17 protein-coding genes and 2 tRNA genes are annotated in these 20,982 nt (G+C 52.9%); 3 read left to right on the forward strand and 16 right to left on the reverse strand.

What is annotated here, in order from left to right; all coding sequences use genetic code 11:
- Positions 1–732: 732 nt before the first annotated feature.
- The 9 genes from TH468_RS09005 to TH468_RS09045 all read right to left on the reverse strand — a co-directional run bounded on the left by TH468_RS09005 (position 733) and on the right by TH468_RS09045 (position 10,473).
- A complete protein-coding gene (locus tag TH468_RS09005) occupies positions 733–1,401 on the reverse strand; it encodes a hypothetical protein (RefSeq protein ID WP_085643393.1) in 669 nt (222 codons plus the stop codon).
- Positions 1,402–1,590: 189 nt separating this feature from the next.
- Positions 1,591–1,667, reverse strand: a tRNA-Val gene (locus TH468_RS09010).
- A gap of 110 nt (positions 1,668–1,777) precedes the next feature.
- On the reverse strand, positions 1,778–2,050 hold the full coding sequence (locus tag TH468_RS09015) for an HU family DNA-binding protein (protein ID WP_007089403.1): 273 nt from the start codon (positions 2,048–2,050) through the stop codon (positions 1,778–1,780).
- A gap of 263 nt (positions 2,051–2,313) precedes the next feature.
- Positions 2,314–4,725, reverse strand: a complete 2,412-nt coding sequence (gene lon, locus TH468_RS09020; RefSeq protein ID WP_085643395.1) for an endopeptidase La — start codon at positions 4,723–4,725, stop codon at positions 2,314–2,316.
- Between the two features lie 130 nt (positions 4,726–4,855).
- Positions 4,856–6,121: an ATP-dependent Clp protease ATP-binding subunit ClpX gene (gene clpX, locus TH468_RS09025; protein ID WP_062948550.1), complete on the reverse strand. Its 1,266-nt coding sequence runs from the start codon at positions 6,119–6,121 to the stop codon at positions 4,856–4,858.
- Between the two features lie 302 nt (positions 6,122–6,423).
- A complete protein-coding gene (gene clpP / locus TH468_RS09030) occupies positions 6,424–7,053 on the reverse strand; it encodes an ATP-dependent Clp endopeptidase proteolytic subunit ClpP (RefSeq protein WP_007089400.1) in 630 nt (209 codons plus the stop codon).
- Positions 7,054–7,099: 46 nt separating this feature from the next.
- The gene (tig, locus tag TH468_RS09035) at positions 7,100–8,557 is read right to left on the reverse strand and encodes a trigger factor (protein WP_085643397.1); all 1,458 of its coding nucleotides are present in this window, start codon (positions 8,555–8,557) and stop codon (positions 7,100–7,102) included.
- 114 nt (positions 8,558–8,671) lie between these two features.
- A tRNA-Leu gene (locus tag TH468_RS09040) sits at positions 8,672–8,756 on the reverse strand.
- Positions 8,757–9,015: 259 nt separating this feature from the next.
- Entirely contained in the window at positions 9,016–10,473 is a 1,458-nt protein-coding gene (locus TH468_RS09045) for an NAD(P)H-hydrate dehydratase (protein WP_085643399.1), read from the reverse strand.
- 159 nt (positions 10,474–10,632) lie between these two features.
- Here TH468_RS09045 and TH468_RS09050 point away from each other — a divergent pair, with 159 nt between their 5' ends.
- Together TH468_RS09050 and TH468_RS09055 are read left to right on the forward strand one after the other, a co-directional pair.
- Entirely contained in the window at positions 10,633–11,883 is a 1,251-nt protein-coding gene (locus TH468_RS09050; protein WP_085643401.1) for a D-amino acid dehydrogenase, read from the forward strand.
- A gap of 39 nt (positions 11,884–11,922) precedes the next feature.
- On the forward strand, positions 11,923–13,035 hold the full coding sequence (locus tag TH468_RS09055; protein ID WP_085643403.1) for a PAS domain-containing sensor histidine kinase: 1,113 nt from the start codon (positions 11,923–11,925) through the stop codon (positions 13,033–13,035).
- 54 nt (positions 13,036–13,089) lie between these two features.
- Here the strand turns inward: TH468_RS09055 and TH468_RS09060 are convergent, their stop codons facing one another.
- From TH468_RS09060 to bfr (TH468_RS09080), 5 genes are all read right to left on the reverse strand, one after another.
- Positions 13,090–13,566: a cytochrome c gene (locus TH468_RS09060; protein ID WP_085643651.1), complete on the reverse strand. Its 477-nt coding sequence runs from the start codon at positions 13,564–13,566 to the stop codon at positions 13,090–13,092.
- A 31-nt stretch (positions 13,567–13,597) separates the two neighbouring features.
- Entirely contained in the window at positions 13,598–13,981 is a 384-nt protein-coding gene (gene cueR, locus TH468_RS09065) for a Cu(I)-responsive transcriptional regulator (protein ID WP_085643405.1), read from the reverse strand.
- Positions 13,978–16,464, reverse strand: coding sequence for a heavy metal translocating P-type ATPase (locus TH468_RS09070; protein ID WP_085643407.1), 2,487 nt, complete (start codon positions 16,462–16,464; stop codon positions 13,978–13,980). Before TH468_RS09070 ends, cueR begins: the two co-directional genes overlap by 4 nt.
- A 178-nt stretch (positions 16,465–16,642) precedes the next feature.
- Positions 16,643–17,134, reverse strand: a complete 492-nt coding sequence (gene bfr / locus TH468_RS09075; RefSeq protein WP_085643409.1) for a bacterioferritin — start codon at positions 17,132–17,134, stop codon at positions 16,643–16,645.
- 21 nt (positions 17,135–17,155) lie between these two features.
- Positions 17,156–17,632 carry a bacterioferritin gene (gene bfr, locus TH468_RS09080; protein WP_037991343.1) on the reverse strand — a complete coding sequence of 159 codons (477 nt, stop codon included), beginning with the start codon at positions 17,630–17,632 and terminating at the stop codon, positions 17,156–17,158.
- Between the two features lie 282 nt (positions 17,633–17,914).
- On the opposite strand from bfr (TH468_RS09080), the gene TH468_RS09085 reads away from it, so the two are divergent.
- Complete coding sequence (locus tag TH468_RS09085; protein WP_085643411.1) at positions 17,915–19,489, forward strand: cryptochrome/photolyase family protein; 1,575 nt, start codon at positions 17,915–17,917, stop codon at positions 19,487–19,489.
- A gap of 122 nt (positions 19,490–19,611) precedes the next feature.
- On the opposite strand, the gene TH468_RS09090 is transcribed toward TH468_RS09085, so the two are convergent.
- Positions 19,612–19,776, reverse strand: coding sequence for a DUF1127 domain-containing protein (locus tag TH468_RS09090; RefSeq protein ID WP_007089389.1), 165 nt, complete (start codon positions 19,774–19,776; stop codon positions 19,612–19,614).
- 280 nt (positions 19,777–20,056) lie between these two features.
- Positions 20,057–20,854 carry a prephenate dehydrogenase gene (locus tag TH468_RS09095; protein ID WP_085643413.1) on the reverse strand — a complete coding sequence of 266 codons (798 nt, stop codon included), beginning with the start codon at positions 20,852–20,854 and terminating at the stop codon, positions 20,057–20,059.
- Positions 20,855–20,982: the final 128 nt, after the last annotated feature.

The raw sequence follows: 20,982 nt of genomic DNA on the forward strand, positions 1-20,982 counted from the left end.
TAGTCCGGGCTCCGAACCAAATTCGCCCCCCAAAACGGGATGGCAGATTGCCGTCCCGTTTTTTTGTCTTTCATTTTGTGATTTTGACAAACTACTTCCGTAATGACTTTTGCCATTTTCGGGCTTGTGGCCACTGTTTCGGATGCCTTGAATGACGGCTGGCATCGCGCCGTGACTTTATCTTCCTCCGCTCACATAACAGTCCAATATACCGCTGCATGAAATCTTCATGCCCGCCGGATTCGTAACGCAGGTTCAACAGGCATCCCGCCTGCCCCACGCCTCGGCCAGTGCCCTGATAGGCATTACGGCCCTTCGTCATCGACATTCGCGATCATGGCCCTCTTTCCTTTTGGAACAACACATGCGCCGTCCGTTCCGTTTGCACTGCAAACATCCTGTGACGGCCTCATGCCGGAATTGTCTGGGAAATTATTCAGAAGCCTGAAATCAGAAAATTCCAGCCCCTCTCGCCCGCGATTCAGGCGCAATTATCAAGTTGATAAAATATCTTTGCCATAACAAAAAGAACAAATAAAGAACAAAACTAAGGAGCAATAACAAAGGCAGGATACAAGGCCATTGTAGTGTGCAGGTGCGATGATCGATTTCTATCAGGAAAACAGGGCCATTGAAAAATGTAGCCGCTGCATTCCAGCCGATGAAAATTTCCGACCTTTCGGATCCGATCACCCTTCCCGACTACTCTGCCCGATACTTTACTCAGCAACTCTATCCGATGATCACATTCGGCACCGGATCAGTAATCGATCTGATTTCCCAGCGCAGCCTGTTCTGCCCGCCTGTCTCAATGAACTCGGCGGCGTTATGGCTGCGAATGCCGGCCGTGGTGCGCAATTCGATCTTGCCGGTCATCTGGTAGCCCAGTGCGGTCAGACGTTCTTCATACTGATCGGGAACAAAGCCGCCGCGTATTTCAACGGTGTTCGAATCTGCGCGGAAAAACATTTCAAGGATTCGCGAATTGCGCCTGACAAACACAAAACTTTTGTCGCGCATGATATTGCTACGCCGTTCATAGACAATGTTGAAGATGCCATTGCCCTGATAGGTCAACTGCTTGACTCCGGAATCGCGTTTCAGGTCGGCTAGAACCTTGGCAACCCGTTCCTCTTCCTCGTCGGCATCAATTTCTTTGTTCAGAAGGGCCTCGGTAATGGTCGGCTGCACCAGCAGTCCGCGATAGCTGAAGCGGAAATCGCCATTCTGCTCAACATTAAGATCAATAGTAAAGGCTTCGGGCAGATAACAGCTAACCAGCATCAGCGGCGCTATAACCACCACCAGAGCCCCACGGGCAATTGACCGACCCCGATGGGTAGCAAACGTACACAATGACGCCACAAGCGCGGAAAACGGGATTTTGGAAATCATGGTCATCGCGGCGTCTTCCTGACTGGTGTTACCTGATCAAGCTTGCCTGTCAGGCGTTATCGCGTCAACCACTGCATCGCGGTTCGATTCCTGAAAACGATTCGCGGTGCACTGCAATAGCGCGCTGATTCGCAAAAAGAAAATCGAATTGCCCAAAAATGCAAAAAGCCAGCACGAAGCCGACTTTTGCAAGAATGGTGGGTGATGAGAGATTCGAACTCCCGACCCTCTCGGTGTAAACGAGATGCTCTAACCAGCTGAGCTAATCACCCGTATTTTGATGCCCCGTTTTGCGGAAGCGGGCGGAACATAACATGCTTTTTTGAAAAAGCAATGCCGGTGACGCTCGTCACCGGCATTTTTTTTCAGAACATCGTCAAACTTAGTTGACGGCGTCCTTAAGACCCTTGCCAGCCTTGAATTTAGGCTGTTTCGATGCCGGAATGTCGATTTCTTCACCGGTGCGCGGGTTGCGACCTTTTGAAGCAGCGCGAGCAGCGACAGCGAAGGTACCGAAACCGACGAGACGAACTTCGTCACCGCCTTTGAGAGATTCGGTAATGGAATCGAAAACAGCGTCAACGGCTTTAGCAGCGTCTGCTTTGGACAGATCGGCTTTAGCAGCTACACTTCCAACGAGATCGTTTTTATTCACTTCCTGGCCCCCTTATTGGACGTTCGGAGTTATGAGGAAATTTGGTTTGCCCCAAACCTGTTGCATCGGCAGTGTAAGCAGGTAGCCAACATCCCGTCAATGCGACAGTCGCAGTTTTCTGCGGTTTCGAACGTTTTTTTGATTTTTTTCGCCTTTACAGCAACACGGCTGTGGATCATTGCCGATTCTTGGCCAAAGTTATCCACAGAAAAGGGGGGATGACAGCGCCATCCCCCCTTGAATTCAGACCTTTTTGACGTCAATCAGTGCGTGGTAACACCACCGACTTCCGATTCTTCGCCGTCCTTGGTTTTGACAGCGACGTCATCCACTTCTTCTTCCCACTCGATGGGAACCAGCGGATTGACCAGCGCATGGCTGAGAACCTCGTCAACATGGGAAACCGGAATGATTTCCATGCCACGTTTGACATTGTCCGGAATGTCTTCCAGATCCTTTTCATTTTCCTGTGGGATCAGGACGGTTTTGACACCGCCACGCAATGCCGCAAGAAGCTTTTCTTTCAAACCACCAATCGCAAGCACACGACCGCGAAGCGTGATTTCCCCCGTCATCGCGACATCCCTGCGAACCGGATTGCCAGTCAGAACCGAAACCACCGACGTCACCATGCCAACACCAGCCGACGGACCGTCTTTTGGTGTCGCCCCTTCCGGAACGTGAACGTGAATGTCACGTTTCTGGAACAGGGTCGGCTTGATCCCGAACTGGGTGGCGCGCGACCGGACAAACGAGGTTGCCGCCTGAATCGATTCTGTCATGACTTCGCCGAGCTTGCCGGTGGTTTTCATGTTGCCCTTGCCCGGTACGGTGACCGATTCAATCTGCAACAGATCGCCGCCGAATTCAGTATAGGCCAGACCGGTAACAACACCGACCTGATCTTCGCCTTCGGTTTCGCCATAACGGAACTTGCGAATCCCGGCATATTTGCCAAGCGTGCGCGGCGTTACGCGAACGGTTTTCAGGTTCTCAAGCATGATGCGCTTGGTCGCCTTACGGGCAAGCTTTGCCAGCTCGCGCTCAAGGCTACGCACACCGGCCTCTCGGGTGTAGTACCGGATCAGATCACGCAATGCGTCGTCCGAAATGCTCCACTCGCCTTTTCTCAGGCCGCTTTCCTTGATCTGTTTCGGGATCAGGTGGCGCTTGGCGATTTCAACCTTTTCATCTTCGGTGTAACCCGAAATCCGGATGATCTCCATACGGTCGAGCAACGGCTGCTGCATGCGCAGGCTGTTGGCGGTCGTAACGAACATCACATCCGAAAGATCGTAATCGACCTCAAGATAGTGGTCGTTAAAGGTAGAATTCTGCTCCGGATCAAGAACTTCAAGCAACGCCGAAGCCGGATCGCCGCGGAAATCCGAACCCATTTTTTCAATCTCGTCGAGAAGGAAAAGCGGGTTGGAATATTTCGCCTTTTTCATGCCCTGGATGATTTTGCCCGGCATGGAACCGATATAGGTCCGGCGATGACCGCGAATTTCAGACTCGTCACGCACCCCGCCAAGCGACATGCGCACGAACGTACGACCGGTCGCATTGGCAATCGATTTCCCAAGCGAGGTTTTACCAACACCCGGAGGACCGACAAGGCACAGAATCGGGCCTTTGACTTTTTTGACGCGCGCCTGAACGGCAAGATATTCAAGGATGTGTTCTTTGACCTTTTCAAGACCGTAATGCTCCTTGTCGAGCACCTTCTTGGCCTTTTTCAGATCAAGCGAAACCCGCGAACGTTTGTTCCACGGAATAGACACCATCCAGTCAAGATAGTTGCGCACCACGGTGGCCTCGGCGGACATCGGGCTCATATTGCGCAGTTTCTTAAGCTCGGCCTGGGCTTTTTCCTTGGCTTCCTTCGGCATCTTGGCCTTATTCAGCTTCTCTTCGATTTCAGAAGCTTCATCCTTGCCATCTTCGCCCTCGCCCAGTTCCTTCTGAATGGCTTTAAGCTGCTCGTTCAGATAGTACTCGCGCTGGGTTTTTTCCATCTGGCGCTTGACGCGGTTGCGGATTTTTTTCTCGACTTGCAAGACGCCGATTTCCGATTCCATGAAACCGAAAATGCGTTCCAGACGATCCCCGACAAGGGTGGTTTCCAGAAGTTCCTGTTTCTCGGAAATCTTGAGAGACAGATGCGACGCCACCGTATCGGCAAGCTTCGCAGGCTCTTCGATCTGATTAACCGATACCAGAACTTCCGGAGGTATCTTCTTGTTCAGCTTGATATACTGTTCGAACTGGGTCACGACGGAACGCGCAAGCGCTTCAAGCTCGCTATCGTCCTCATCTGCTTCCTCACGAACAGCGGCATAAGCCTGGAAAAATTCAGAATTATCAATGAAGCCGGAAATCTCTGCGCGCTTGCCACCTTCGACAAGCACCTTGACCGTCCCGTCCGGCAGCTTCAGAAGCTGCAACACGGTTGCGACAGTACCGATTTCGTACAGATCCTTGACCGACGGATCATCAAGACCCGCGTCTTTCTGGGTAACAAGCAGAATCTGCTTGTCTTCGCGCATCACATCTTCAAGTGCGCGCACTGATTTTTCACGTCCGACAAACAGCGGAACAATCATGTGCGGGAACACTACGATGTCGCGCAACGGCAGTACCGGGTAAATTTCGCCACGCGCCAATTCAACCATTATGTTCTATTCCCTATTCTGAGCCAAAACGTTGCTGGGGTCCTGCCATAGGCCCCGCCAGTAACGCGAACATTCAAAAGATAATCTGAAATTCCCGCACCGCAATAGGATGCCGGTGCGGGATCAGAAATCAGGCACTGTGTTCGACACCTTCACGTCGTTCGGCATGGATCAGCAACGGTTTTGCCTTTCCTTCGACGACATCACGGTTGATCACGATTTCCTCGACGCTTTCAAGGGTCGGCAGATCAAACATGGTATCAAGCAGGATACCTTCCATGATTGACCGCAGGCCACGCGCACCGGTTTTACGCTCGATTGCCTTTTTGGCAATCGCCACCAGCGCATCAGGCTGGAAGGTCAGTTTCACGTCTTCCATATCGAACAGACGCTGATACTGCTTGATAAGTGCGTTTTTTGGCTCGGTCAGAATCTTGACCAGCGCATCCTCGTCGAGGTCTTCAAGCGTTGCCAGAACCGGTAGACGACCGATGAATTCGGGAATAAGGCCGAATTTCAACAGATCCTCGGGTTCGACTTCGCGCAGGACTTCGCCGGTACGACGGTCTTCGGGGCTGCGGACATCCGCACCAAACCCGATCGCACTGCCCTTGCCACGCTGCGAAATCACCTTATCCAGACCAGCGAAGGCACCGCCCACGATGAACAGGATATTGGTGGTGTCGACCTGCAGGAATTCCTGCTGCGGGTGTTTACGGCCGCCCTGCGGCGGAACCGATGCAACCGTACCTTCCATGATCTTCAGAAGGGCCTGCTGCACACCTTCGCCCGACACGTCACGCGTGATCGACGGGTTGTCGGACTTGCGCGAAATCTTGTCGACCTCGTCTATATAGACGATGCCACGCTGTGCACGCTCGACATTGTAGTCAGCCGCCTGAAGCAGCTTGAGAATGATGTTCTCGACGTCCTCACCGACATAACCTGCTTCGGTAAGGGTCGTGGCATCAGCCATAGTGAAAGGCACATCAAGGATGCGCGCAAGCGTCTGCGCCAGAAGCGTCTTACCACAGCCGGTCGGACCGACCAGCATGATGTTCGACTTGGCAAGTTCGATATCCTCGTTCTTGCTGGCATGATGCAGGCGTTTGTAGTGGTTGTGAACCGCGACAGAGAGAACTTTCTTCGCATGGCCCTGACCGATCACATAATCGTCAAGAACCTTGCAAATCTCTTGCGGAGAAGGCACCCCGTCAGCCGATTTGACGAGATGGGTTTTGTGCTCTTCGCGGATGATGTCCATGCAAAGCTCTACGCATTCATCACAGATGAATACGGTTGGACCGGCGATGAGCTTGCGAACCTCGTGCTGGCTCTTTCCACAGAAAGAACAATACAGAGTGTTCTTGGAGTCCCCGCTATTCGATTTGCTCATACAAACCCCAATTACGTTTGACGTTATCTTTTATCGCCATGTTAGCCGGTAAACGATACCGATCTCAACGTTTAATCTGCGCTTATCGGCCATATGGCCACATGTTTGATATGGGAGCGCACCCAAGGATGCGAAACCCCTGTTCATTATCACCTGAACGTTATGGAATTTCGCATGTTCCAAACAATGTCACAGAACCTACTTATACCCCCTGTCTATGACCAGAGGATGAATGGGCGCAAGCCATAAAAAAACGCCCCGGCAAAACACCGGGGCGTTTTCATCGGATCGTTATGCAACGATCAATCTTTTTTCGCATCAGACTCCGGCTTCGGACGCGACGTAACCACCTCGTCAATCAGGCCGAATTCCTTGGCCTGATCCGGGGTAAGGAAGTTATCACGCTCCATCGCGTCTTCAATCGTCTTGAGATCACGGCCGGTATGTTCGACATAAATCTCGTTAAGACGCTGACGCAATGCCAGAATTTCGCGGGCATGGATTTCGATATCCGATGCCTGCCCCTGGAACCCGCCGGACGGCTGGTGAATCATGACGCGCGCATTCGGCAAGCAGTAACGCTTGCCCTTTGCACCGGCCATCAGCAACAGCGACCCCATGGAAGCCGCCTGCCCCATGCACACCGTGGAAACATCACAACGGATGTACTGCATGGTGTCGTAGATCGCCAGACCCGACGTCACAACCCCGCCCGGGGAGTTGATATAAAGCGAGATATCCTTGTCCGGGTTTTCCGATTCGAGATGCAGCAACTGCGCGCAGATCAGTGACGACATGCCATCATGAACCTGGCCGTTGATGAAGACGATCCGCTCCTTGAGAAGACGGGAAAAGATGTCATAGGCCCGTTCACCACGGCTGGTCTGTTCAACCACCATCGGCACGAGCGAGTTCATCTGTGCTTCAATCATCGACTGCAATCTCCTTGCTGCATCCTAAACCGGTATGTCGGACGGATTACTTCTCTTCCGATTTATCGGCTTTTTTCTTGGCAGCCGGCTTCTTGCCAGCAGATTTCTTGGCCGGAGCCTCTTTGTCTGCAGCTTTTTTAGCCGGTACCTTCTTGGCAGCCGATTTCTTCTTCGGAGCTTCGTCTTCCTCTTCCGGTTTCAGAAGATCTTCGACCGAAACGGTCTTGTCTTCTACCTTGGCGAGTTCGACGATGTAATCCACGACCTTGTCTTCATATACAGGCCCCTGAAGCGCCTGCAAGGCCTGCGGGTTATTTTTGTAGAATTCAATAACCTGCTGTTCCTGACCCGGATATTTCTGGGCCTCGGCAACAAGGACCTTGTTCACGTCTTCCTGGGTAACCTGGATTTCGTTTTTACGGCCGACTTCTGCCAGCAGAAGACCAAGAAGAACACGGCGTTCTGCGATTTCGCGGAACTCGTCGGTCAGTTCTTCTTCGGACTTGCCTTTGGTCTCGTCATCTTCCTGACCCGCATCACGTGCCTGTTTGATCTGGGCAATGATGCCTTCCAGCTCGTTCTCGACCAGGCTGGTCGGCAGTTCGAAGCTGTGGTTTTCGGCCAATGCATCAAGCAGCTGGCGTTTCAGTTTCTGACGGGCAACCGATTCGTACTCGCGACCGAAATCCTTGCGGATTGCGTCTTTGAGGGCGTCAAAGCTTTCCTGACCGAGTTTCTTGGCGAGTTCATCGTCAAGAGCAGCCGGTTTCTTTTCCTTGATTTCCTTGACGGTTACGTCGAACTCGGCATCTTTGCCAGCAAGTTCAGCCGCACCATAGGCTTCCGGGAACTTCACCTTGACGACAACTTCGTCACCAGCATTAACACCGGTCAGCTGGTCTTCGAAACCTTCGATGAACGAGCCCGAACCAAGTTCGAGTTCGTAATCTTCGGCTTTACCGCCTTCGAAAGCTTCGCCGCCGATTTTGCCAAGGAAGTCGATGACGACAACGTCACCGGCTTTCGACTTGCGCTTGCGTGCGAGCGGCTCGGTGGTGCCCTGCGCTGCTGCAATACGGTCAAGCGTTTCGTTGACTTTCACATCGTCAAGTTCAACGACTTCGCGGGTCAGTTTCAGCTTTTTGAAGTCCATCGGTTCGATAGCCGGAATGACTTCGACAGCAATGGCGAACTCAAGGTCCTTGCCTTCGTCAAACGAGGTCACTTCGATTTTCGGCTGAACGGCCGGACGCAGGTCATTGTCGTTAAGAACCTTGCCGGTGTTTTCGTTTACAGCGGCTTCGAGAACTTCGCCCATGACAGCCTGGCCATAGCGCTGGCGCAGCAGTTTCGCAGGAATCTTGCCCGGACGGAATCCCGGCAGGCGAACCTGGTCTTTGATCTCGTCGAGTTTGGCGACGACTTTTTCTTCAATCTGAGCGGCGGGCACAACGACTTTGAACTCGCGCGCCAGGCCTTCGTTTTTGGTTTCAGTAACCTGCATAGATAACTCTTTTGCTTGGTTCGAATAATGTCCGTTACGCGACGCAGTCCGGACCTCAGAAAGTCAATATGACTAAACGAATATGTATCCTGGTCTTAATTTATGGTCAGCTTATGGTACGGGCGAAGGGACTCGAACCCCCACGGATTGCTCCACTGGAACCTAAATCCAGCGCGTCTACCAGTTCCGCCACGCCCGCACACAAGCATACCAAACACACCGGAAGTACCGGTGTGGGTGCGCCTTAATACAAACTTCGATCATGTCATGCAAGCATCGCCTTTTAGACAGATGCATTCAGGTGGAAAATTAATTTGAAACGGGGCGGTTTTCTGCGTTTCACAAGATTGTTGGAAGGTTCGAAAAACTGCCCGAAAAAGCATTTTCGCCCATCAAACACCGGCTTCAGGTATCCGAACGCAGCCAATTTGCGATAGAACCAGCGCCTCATCCAGACATCACTTGGACGCGGCACGCCAAAGCTGCCCCAGCAGAACCGGCAGATGATGCGGAATATCCTCGGCAATCAGACCGGGACCAATATCCCCCCCGGCACGCGCATGAAGCCACGCCCCCATGCAGGCAGCATCAAACATTTCCATCCCCTGTGCCATCAACCCGCCGATAATCCCGGCCAGGACATCCCCCGATCCGGCTGTTGCCAGCCACGGCGCATCGATCGTGTTGATTGCCGCCCGGCCATCTGGGGCGGCAACAACCGTATCCGCCCCCTTGATCAGGACGGTCGCACCGCTTCGCTTGGCTGCGGCCCGCGCACGGCTTAGCTTGTCGCCTTCGATATCAGGAAACAGACGGACAAATTCGCCTTCATGTGGCGTTAACACCGTTGGCCCCTGAATGGCAAAAAACAGCGTGCTGGGCTGTTCGGCGAAACTGGTCAGCGCATCGGCATCCAGAACCGTGCACCGACAATAATGCAGCAACGTAATGATCCGGCTGCATGTTTCATCCCCAACGCCGAATCCCGGCCCGATCACCAATGCGTTGTGACGACAATCCTTTAACAGGTCATCAAGGGTCGCAATCGGTGCCGTCATGATGCCGGGGCTATCCGCGGCATAAACCGAAAGGCTTGCGGGTTCTGCCACAACTGTAAGCAACCCTGCCCCGGCACGGCGCGCCGCCCTTGCCACCAGCCGGCCTGCCCCGGTCATGGTCGCCCCGCCAATCACCAGCAAATGCCCCCGATGATATTTATGCCCATCCACACCGGGCCAGTTGATGCCCGCCCGCCACACACCGGGCTCATTACATACAAGCATCGGACGGATATCGCGGATCGTCTGATCGGCGATACCGATGTCACGCACAATCAGCTGACCACACAGAATGCGACCGGGCAAAAGATAGTGCCCCGGCTTCGGACGGCAGAATGTCACGGTGACGTTCGCCTTGACCGAAATACCGCGAACTTCGCCGGAATTGCCATCAACCCCGCTTGGCACATCCACTGCAACAACCGGCACGCCGGAATCGTTTACAGCCTGCACCAGACTGGCAAGATCGCCCTCAATTGGCCGCGCAAGCCCTGCACCAAACAGACAATCAACCACCAGATCGGCCCCGACCAGCAATGCAGGCGAAAGCCGCTCGACCGCCCCTTCCCAGCGTCCCGCATTCAGGGCGGCATCCCCGGTCAGCTTTTCAACATCGCCAAGCAGCCCCAACCGTACTGACCACCCCGCATTGCGTAAAAGGCGGGCAATAACAAAGCCATCGCCGCCATTGTTCCCCGGCCCGCATAACACCGTTGCGGCACGCGCCGTCCACCGCGACACGATTTCGGCAACAACAGACGCACCGGCATTTTCCATCAAAACGTCGCCAGATGTGCCAGCCTCAATGGTTTTGCGGTCGGCTTCGTACATCTGTTCAGTGGTGAGGACTTCGAACATTTTCACCTGTCACATTCGGTACATTGGCGTGCTTGCCGGATCATCCGGAAAACGAACAGACACCGGTAGCTATTTGTTTTCCCGATCAGTATATTGCAAACGCAATCGCGAGTCAGAGACTAACGCGTACTTAACGATCCGTAACGAGGCTTTTCCGGTATGCATGTTGTCGTGATGGGCGCTGGCGTCATTGGGACGACGGCGGCCTGGTATCTTTTGGAAAACGGCCATCAGGTTACGGTAATTGACCGACAGCACGCCGCAGGTCAGGAAACCAGCTTTGCCAATGGCGGCCAGATTTCCGCCTGCCATGCCACACCGTGGGCAAATGAACATACCCCCGCACAGATACTGAAATGGCTTGGCCGCGAAGAAGCGCCGCTGTTGTTCCGGATGCGCTGGGATCCGCAACTGTTTTCATGGGCTCTCCGGTTCCTGCGCAACTGCACCGATAAACGGGCACGCGTGAACCTTGAAAAGGCACTGCGCGTTGCGACATACAGCCGCGCCTGCCTGAAAGACCTGCGCAGCAGCCTTGGCCTTGAATATGACCATCTCGAACAGGGTATTCTTCACGTCTGTCGAAACGAAGACGAACTGGCAACGGTCGAAAAGGCAACCCGCCAGATGCAGGAATTTGGCCTGAACCGCCGCATGGTCAGTGCCACCGAATGCCTTGAAATCGAACCAGCCTTGCGCGACAGCAATGGCAAAATCATCGGCGGCAGCTTTACCCCCGACGATGAAAGCGGGGATGCGCGAAAATTTACCGAACTTCTGGCAGACCGCTGCCGTGAACGCGGTGCCATCTTCAGGCTCGACACAACCATCACCGGACTTAAACAGGATCAGGGCCGCATTGCCGCCGTCAGCACCGATCAGGGCGATATTTCCGGTGATCGTTATCTGATGTGTCTGGGCAGTTACAGCCCGCTTCTGTTAAAGCCGCTTGGCATCCATTTGCCGGTTTACCCGTGCAAGGGATACTCGATCAGCATCGATACCACCGGCCATAACGGTGCCCCCCGGGTGGCCCTGATTGATGACAGTGTGAAGATGGTCTATTCGCGGCTTGGAAACCGGCTCCGCGCCGCGGGAACGGCGGAACTGGACGGCTATAATCTTAGAATGTCGGAACGACGCCAAAAAATGATTGCCGATAAGGCATTCGAATTGTTTCCAAATTCCGGTGATCGTTCAACAATCGAGTTCTGGTCGGGACTTCGTCCTGTAACACCTGATTCTGCCCCTGTTATTAGTGATACCAAATATGATAATCTGTATCTTAATACGGGGCACGGGACTTTGGGGTGGACGATGAGTTGTGGTTCTGGAAAGGCTGTTGCCGATCTCATTGACGGACGCAAACCCGATATCTCGCTTCTTGGACTGGGTATCGACCGTTTTTAAACGATTGATTACTGGATAACGATGGGACCAAGGGCCGACATGACCACAGACTCCCTTATTGACGCGGAAACCGTGCCATTGGCAGATCAAGTCGTTCTGAACGCACTGCCCTATGCCGCCGTCATCTGCGAGCGTAGCGGCAAGGTTTTGCAGTGCAATGACGCCATGGCGAACCTGATCGGTGTTGCCCGCGACCGCATGATCGGGCGCAAGGCGGGCTTTCTGTCTGCCGGACTTCTCAATGACATTGATGATGTCTTTGCATCCGGTCGGACATGGCGCGGCGATATCGTGCTGGTCAATGCCAGCGATGAGAGCCACATGTGCGATCTGTCCATCGCCCCGCTGGAATATTTCCGCGGAAACGAAACACGCACAGCTGTTCTGATGACGCTGCTTGAAAATGACAGGCAGCAACAGGCCGAGCGCACCTTGATGGAACAGAATCGCGAACGCTCGGACGCCAATGCATCAAAATCCGACTTCATTGCCAATATGGGGCATGAACTGCGCACCCCGCTTAATGCGATTATCGGCAATTCCGAATTGATCGCCGAAGGCGTACTGGGCGATATTTCCGACAGCTATCGTGACTGCGCGCGCGACGTGTACGAGGCCGGAACGCATCTGCTTGAACTCGTGAACAATGTTCTTGATGTCTCGAAGCTTTCGAATGGCTCGATGGCTTTGCAACTGGCAGAAGACGATATTGTTTCTGTAACGCAGGAAGCAACAAAACTAGTCAGCGACGACATCAAAAAACGGCATCACAAACTGATCCTGAATTTGCCGCAAAAACCATTGTTGATGCCATGTGATCGCCTGAAACTGAAGCAAATCCTGATAAACATCCTCAGCAACGCCGCCAAGTTCACCCCCGACAAGGGAGAGATTTCCGTAACATTGACGGTCTTGGACGACGAAATCTGTTTTGCCATTCAGGATAATGGTGTCGGCATGAGTCCGAACGACATTCCACGTGCGCTTGCCCGGTTCTCCCAATTGCACCCATCAGGGGTCAAGGAAAGTGCCGGAACGGGACTTGGTTTGCCGCTGGCCAAGCTTTTGGTTGAATTGCACGGTGGACGACTAAGCATCGAAAGCGACCTTGGCAAGGGCACAACAGTACGAATCACCCTGCCCCGCGTTTAGGTTTTATGTCGTAAAAACATGAAGGCCCGGCAGAACATTGCCAGACCTTGTGCTTTATTGGTCGGCCGACTTGTTCATCTGATCGTGACGCATCTGGATTTCTTTGGGCCAGCGGCTTTTGATATAGGACAGGGATGCTATGATTTCCTCATCCGTCAGAACTTTTTCAAAGCCGGGCATCGCAGACTGATAACCATCACCGATCATTTTCGCCGGACCATATTTGGTCAATGCAAACAGCAAATCATCCGGGTGATGCCAGGTATGACCGGTTTCATCATGCGGTGGTGCAGGCAGCAATCCGTCATCGCGCCGTTCTCGCCAGTTTGCCTCTCCCTTGAAATCACGACCGTGGCAGGACGCACAATTGGCATCATAGATTTTCTTACCCATTGCCACCAGTTGCAAATTATCGGGTTGCAAACGAACCTGCGCCGCATCTTCGGTTTGGCTTTTACCATAAAAGACCAAGCCAATGAGGATGAATACAGATACAGCTCCGCCGATGGCGAAAATCGATTTCTTTTTCACCGAGTTTCTTCCTTCTTTCATACTGAACAGGCTATCCAGCCAGATCATTGATAATGGGGCAATGCGGCCGATGGTCGCCTTGGCATGCGTCAACCAGATGCGACAAGGTCTTTTGCAGGCTTTGCAATTCCGCGATCTTGCGTTCGATTTCCACAAGATGCGTTTTGGCAATCTGCTTCACATCCGCCGAAGCGCGGTTTCGGTCCTCGTACAGCGACAGTAACACCCGGCAATCCTCTACCGAAAAGCCAAGCCCCCGGGAACGCTGCAAAAAGCGCAATTTGTGCAAGTCATCGTCGCTGTAGTCCCGGTAGCCGTTTTCAAGCCGACCGGGCTTTACCAGTCCGATATCCTCGTAATAACGGATGGTTTTCGCCGGAAGACCGCTATCGCGGGATGCATCGGAAATATTCATGGTTTTTCTCCGCGGACTTTCCAACCGCGCAGCAACAGCGAGTTGCTGACGACCGAAACCGAACTCAACGCCATCGCAGCCCCCGCAATCGCGGGGCTCAGGATACCGAACGCCGCCAAGGGCACGCCGATCACGTTATAACCAAACGCCCAGAACAGGTTTTGGGCGATCTTGCGCCGTGTTGCGATCGACACATCAATTGCCCCCTCGACAAGTGCCGGGTCAGACCGCATCAGGGTAATGCCCGCCGTCTCCATGGCCACATCGGTACCGCCCCCCATCGCAATACCGACATCCGCCGCAGCCAAGGCTGGCGCATCATTGATACCATCGCCGACCATGGCAACATGACGGCCAGCCTTGCGCAGTTTTTCGACCTCGCGCGCCTTGTCCTGCGGCCGGATACGACCGCGGCCTTCTTCAAGACCAAGCTGCTCTGCAACATAGGAAGCAACATCTTCACCGTCTCCAGACAACATGATGCTGTTGATCCCACGCGCTTTCAGATCGGCTATCGCCTGCTTTGCCGACGCACGAATCCGATCTTCCAGCGTGATGAACCCGGCGAACCTGCCGTCAATCGCAACCAGAATGACGGTCTGGCCGCGCCCTTCGTAATCGGCAATCTGGCTGCCAAGATCACCATCTGGCAATCCAATACCAAGATCGGCAAGCATTGCCTCATTGCCTATAACGACATTGTGGTCTTCAACCTTTGCCTGAACACCGGCACCGGTTTTGCTGTTGAAATCAGTGATGTCAGGAATTTTAATTTCCTGTTTGCGTGCGGCATTGACGATTGCACGCGCCAGCGGATGTTCGCTTGCGGCCTGCACGGCGGCAACCATACGCAGCAGTTCGGCTTCATCTGTGCCCTCTGCGGGTTTGATGTCTCGAACTGTTGGCTTGCCTTCGGTCAGGGTACCGGTTTTATCAAAAATGACGGTATCAACATTGTGTGCCTGTTCCAGCGCATCGAAGTTCCGGATCAGGATACCGCTTTTCGCCGCGGCCCCCGTGCCCGCCACCAGTGCGGTTGGTGTCGCAAGCCCCAATGCACAGGGGCAGGCAATAACAAGAACCGAAACAGCGGCCACAATCGATGCTTCCATCGTGGCACCGAATAAAAGCCATCCGCCAAAGGTAACCAAGGCAATCAAGACGACCACGGGCACAAAAATCCCGGAAACTTTATCGACCAGTCTCTGAACCGGTGCCTTTCCGGTCTGGGCATGTTCAACCAGCCGAATGATCCGCGACAGTGTTGTATCTTCGCCGATTGCGGTGACTTCGACATCAAGCCGCCCGGTACCATTGACAGCACCACCAACGACCATATCCCCTGCCACACGCGCGATCGGGCGTGTTTCTCCGGTGATCAGGCTTTCATCAAGCTCACTTTCACCTGCTGAAACCTTGCCATCAACGGGAACACGTTCACCTGGCAAAACCCTGACGGTGTCACTGATAACAAGCTGGGCGATATCGATTTCAATTTCGCCTTTGGTTTCGTCAAGTTTACGCGCACGGCGCGGACGTAGCGCCATCAGTTCACGAATAGCCGCCGACGCACCGCGTTTGGCGCGTTCTTCCATGATTTTACCGGCAAGGATCAGGGTGATGATCGCGGCGGATGCCTCGAAATAAAGATGCGTCTGCCCGTCATGACCAGCCACAATCATGTTATAAAGGCTCAGGAAATAGGCGGCCGACGTACCAAGTGCGACCAGCACGTCCATATTGGCACTGGCGTTACGCAACGCCATCCAGGCGCCGCGATAAAACCGCCAACCGATCAGGAACTGCACCGGGGTCGCCAGCGCCAGTTCTACCCACGGGCTCAAATGAAAATCGACCCCCAGATACATCCAGATCATCTGGGCCACCAGCGGCGCGGTCAGGACAATCGAAGCCGCCAGCCACCAAAGCGACTTGTCGGAATTCTTTTGGTCTGCGGGATCCTGCCCGTTTTCCTGACCGGATTTGCCTCGTGAAACAGCGTGATAACCGGCCTTTTCAACAGCCGCGATGACATCGGCGTCACCAACCTGTCCCGGTAAGGTATGAATATCGGCCCGCTCCAGTGCGAAATTGACACTGGCTTCCGTAACGCCGGGCAGTTTGCTCAATGCCTTTTCGACGCGAAGCGCGCAATTGGCACAGGTCATGCCATCAATATCAAAAGACCGGCTTTCCTCGGCAACAGAATAGCCCGCGGAACGGATGGTATCGGCCAGTTTGCTAACTGATGTCTGATCACGATCAAAGGTGACATGGGCAGAATTCAGCGCAAGGTTCACCTCGGACGATACACCGGGCAGCTTGCCCAATGCCTTTTCAATCCGACCGGCACAGGATGAACAAGTCATCCCGCCGATTTGCAGGGTCACTTCGCCACGCGCCCCTTCGTCCGTCGGTTTTTTCAAACCGGGGGCACCATTGCCACGAATTTCAGGGATGTCGGGTTCTGATCGCCTGTCCATTTAGGTCACCATTCCATGATCAATAACTTGATATGGGTGACCATAGAGGTTCCAGCAACTGGAAGGTCAAGCATAAAACGGGCGGATTGATTTTGCGTTATCAATTCACCCGCAAATATCTGATAAAAATAAAAAAACCCCGGACAATACCGGGGTTTTCAAATGACATTTGGCAACCTTAACCGTGCGGGTTCGGCTCGCCAACAGCGCGGAACTGGATATAGTTCGGCAAGCCCATCATATCGATCAGACGGATCTGCTGTTCAAGCCAATATGCATGGTCCTCTTCGCTGTCATCCAGCAGCGTGGTCAGCATATTGCGCGTCTGATAATCTTCTTCCTTCTCGGCAAGTTTAATCGCCTTTTTCAGAAGATCGATCACATGATATTCGTGTTCGAGATCGTTTTTCATCATCTCAGGCACGGTTTTGCCGATCTTGATCGGACTGCGCGACGCGGTATCGGGCACACCTTCAAGGAACAGAATACGTTCGATCAGGCGTTTTGCATGTTCGAGTTCCTCGTCCTTTTCATGATGCATACGAGCATAAAGTGCATGCAAACCCAAATCGAGATACATCTCGGCATGGGTGTTGTACTGGTCGGCGGCGGACAATTCAGCCGTAAGCTGCTTGTTCAGCGCGTCGATAACCTTCTTGTTACCCTTCATGGCGTTTAAGCTCCTGATGTGTTAGTCGCCGTCGCCAGAACGGCTTTGAATATAATTCTGCATACCGACATTTTCGATCTGCCACTGCTCCGTTTCCAGCCAGTCGACATGTTCTTCCTGATCTTCAAGGAATTTGACCAGCAGATCGCGGGTTACAAAGTCTTCGGCCTTTTCGCAGGCGCTAATCGCCTCGCGCAGAAGCGGCAGGCTTGCCAACTCGAACTTCATGTCGCAGGAAACGATTTCCTCGACATTCTCGCCGATCATAAGCTTGTTCAAATTCTGAAGATTGGGCAGACCTTCAAGGAACAGAATGCGCTCGATGGTGTCATCGGCACGTTTCATTTCCTTGATCGAAAGTTTGTATTCGTACTCGCCCATTTCTTCCACGCCCCAGTCGCGGAGCATACGGGCATGCAGGAAATACTGGTTAATCGCCGTTAACTGGTTGGTCAGCACGCGATTAAGATAACTGATGATCTTGGGATCACCCTTCATGGTGGCACTCCTGATGATTGGGCTGTCCAAATAGTGGGATCGACCATTCCCCTTTTCAAGGGAAAACCGCGCCTTTGATTACCATTATCAATAATTTAGCCGATTTTTTTGCAAATTTTCAGATCATGGCACACAAGTAAAAATCATTCGCGCAGCAACCATTGCGAATGAAAATCGGTCCGCCCGTTTTCGGTTATTTTTGTTTGCTTCAACCAATCTCTGGGACCTTTTTTCGCGTACGAGTCGGAAATATGATTTTCGCTGCCGGAGGTCGCCCGTTAAATGTCTGCCATCAAATCGATCCGTTTCATACTTGGTGATCAGCTGTCTGTTTCACTGGCAAGTTTAAGGGATGCCGATCCTGATCACGACTTGATTGTAATGGCGGAACCGAACAGCGAGGCAAACTATGTCGCCCATCACAGGCAGAAAATTGTCTTCATTCTGTCTGCGATGCGCCATTTCGCTCAGGAATTACGTGAAAAGGGTCTCGCGGTTTGTTATTTCGATTATGAGAACCAGCCGACCAATAGCTTTACCGATGCCCTGAAACTGGCATTGAAAAATCATCCGGTAAAACAGGTAATCATTACAGAGCCCGGCGAATGGCGGATACGCACGGAAATCGAAACATGGGCGGACAAGTTCGGTATCGTCCTTGATGTTCGCGACGATGATCGTTTCTTTGCCCCACTTTCGGTATTTGCGGAATTTGCTGAAAACCGCAAGGAACTCCGTATGGAGTATTTCTATCGGCAACTGCGACGTACAACCGGTATCCTGATGGAACCGGATGGCAAACCGGTTGGCGGTCAGTGGAATTTTGATCACGATAATCGCAAACGCCTTCCCGATGATCACAGGCCGCCAAGCCCCCTGACTTTCAAACCGGATAGCATCACGCAGGCATTGCTCAACCGGGTTAAACAGGATTTCCCGAATGCCTGCGGGGATCACGAAAGTTTCGGCTGGGCGGTCACCCGACGCGATGCGCTTACAGTCCTTGATCACTTTATAGAACATCGATTGCCGATATTTGGTGACTATCAGGATGCGATGACTGTAAAAAGCAGCACTGTTTATCACTCTCTTCTAAGCGGCTATATCAATGTCGGCCTTTTGCTCCCCGATGAAGTATGCCGTGCCGCTGAAAATGCCTATCGCGTCGGCAAGATACCAATCAACGCCGCCGAGGGCTTTATTCGTCAGATCCTTGGCTGGCGCGAATATGTGCGCGGGCTTTACTGGCATATGGGGCCCGATCACGGAAAAGGCAGTTATTTCGATGCCAGACGCCCCCTACCCGCCTTTTTCTGGGATGGGAATGTTGGGATGAACTGCCTGCATCACGCCATCACCGAAACGCTGGACAATGCCTACGCACATCACATTCAGCGATTGATGGTGATTGGCAACTTTGCGCTTCTATCCGGTCTGGATCCAAAGGAAGTCTGTGAATGGTATCTGGCAGTTTATATCGACGCATTTGAATGGGTCGAACTTCCCAACACCTTTGGCATGGCCCTTTATGCCGACGGCGGAAAAATGGCGTCCAAGCCCTATGCTGCGAGTGGAAAATACATCAACCGGATGTCTGATTACTGTACGGCTTGCCAATACAGTCCCAATAAGAACACAGGGCCCGATGCATGCCCCTTTAACGCACTTTACTGGCACTTCCTGGATCGTAACGTCGATAAACTCGGCAAAAATCCGCGCCTTGCTATGCCATATCGCAATTGGTCGCGTATGAATGGGAACAGTAAAACGGCACTAATCGAACAGGCCGAACATTTCCTGACACAGATGGATACGGGAAAAATCCCCAAGCCATCACATCAGGCAAGCCTGTTGTAGCCGGGACCCTCTAAAAAAACAGCGGCATGTTCAGAAGACAGAAAAACAAAAAGCCGGACGAAATGTCCGGCTTCTGCTTACACAGCTGCCTACAAACTGGCGCTGTCGAAATTCAGTCTGGCTTAAGCGATCGCGTCACGAGCAGCTTTGCGCGCTACGTCTTTGATCTGCCAGTGGGAAATCCCGACATCATCCAGATCACGCTTGTCGAGATTGTAGAGTTCGTTCGCGACAGAGCGTGCATAGGCCCAACGGCGAACAGCAACGAGAATACTGGACAGGAACATGTTGAACCTCCTTGGTTTAAGAATAAGAACGCTAGCCTGCGGGTCTTCCGCTTTTGGTCGGCGCGTTCATCACTTCGCTTTCTGCAATGCAATATGATCCCAAGTGCCATATATCTCAACCGCCAAAGATTGCATATCATCTATTCCAAAACGTCACAATTGAATGGGTTCAACTGTGACACTTAAAGCCCATGCCGAAAGAAAAATTGAAATAAATCATGCATTTCAGTCCGGACCACATATGCGGCAACGCAGCATAACCAACCTAACCAGCTCCCACTCATTCTGAGGTTACCGCAACCACATCACATTTATCACCGGCAAGCAGGTCACGCACGCCCATTGCCAATTCAAAGAACTGTTCCCGCACCGCACCGGCATAAGGGTTCGCATTTTCAATCGCCCAGAAAACGCTTGGCGCATCGTAACGCACCATTTCGGTGGCCTTGACCAGCAAGTCAAAGCTTGCCGTTGTCATGCGCACAGGCAATGGATCCATCCGGGCAAGAACCTTAGCAATCAGATGCGTTCCACCCTGCACGACCGCGGCCTCGCGGTCATGGACCTCCGGAGTAACAACAAAAACCTTGAGCCGCAGAATATGGCGCAGGAACGCGGCAATCCGGCGAAATTTGTATCCCCGCACAGGGCATATCGCGATCTTAAGCCCGGAAATACCGTCCCGCGCACTTTGCGGACCAAACAACGGATGGGTACCGATGATCTCGACATGATCGGGAAGCCCTTCAAGCATTGCCTGCGCCGGTTCCATTTTCACGGACCCGACATCCCGAACAATCGCCCCCGTACGCAAATATGGTGAAATCGTCGCGATTACAGACCTCATTTCCGTAACGGGAACGGCGAGAATGAGGATATCGCATTTCGCCACACTTAGAATATCAGCCGCCCGAATGTTTCCATGCTCTGCTTCCAACACGTATGCCGAAACAGCATCAGGATTAACATCATGTACAAAAACCGGAAAATGATCCGACAAATGCCGGGCTGTCAAACAGCCAAAGGCACCGAACCCGAAAATCCCGATGGTCGGGTGATCTGGAAATAAAAAAGGCATCGTCTGTCTCCGAGGAGCTGCGATGCCGGTGCTTGCCTTATAAATCAACCGCCGACGACGCAGCGGTTGAACATAGAAAAACGCTCCCGCCTTATGTGGCAGGGCCGTAATAGAAATCAGCAAACAGG

It is taken from the genome of Thalassospira sp. MCCC 1A03138 (assembly GCF_002115785.1).
In the GTDB taxonomy this organism is placed as follows: Bacteria; Pseudomonadota; Alphaproteobacteria; order Rhodospirillales; family Thalassospiraceae; genus Thalassospira.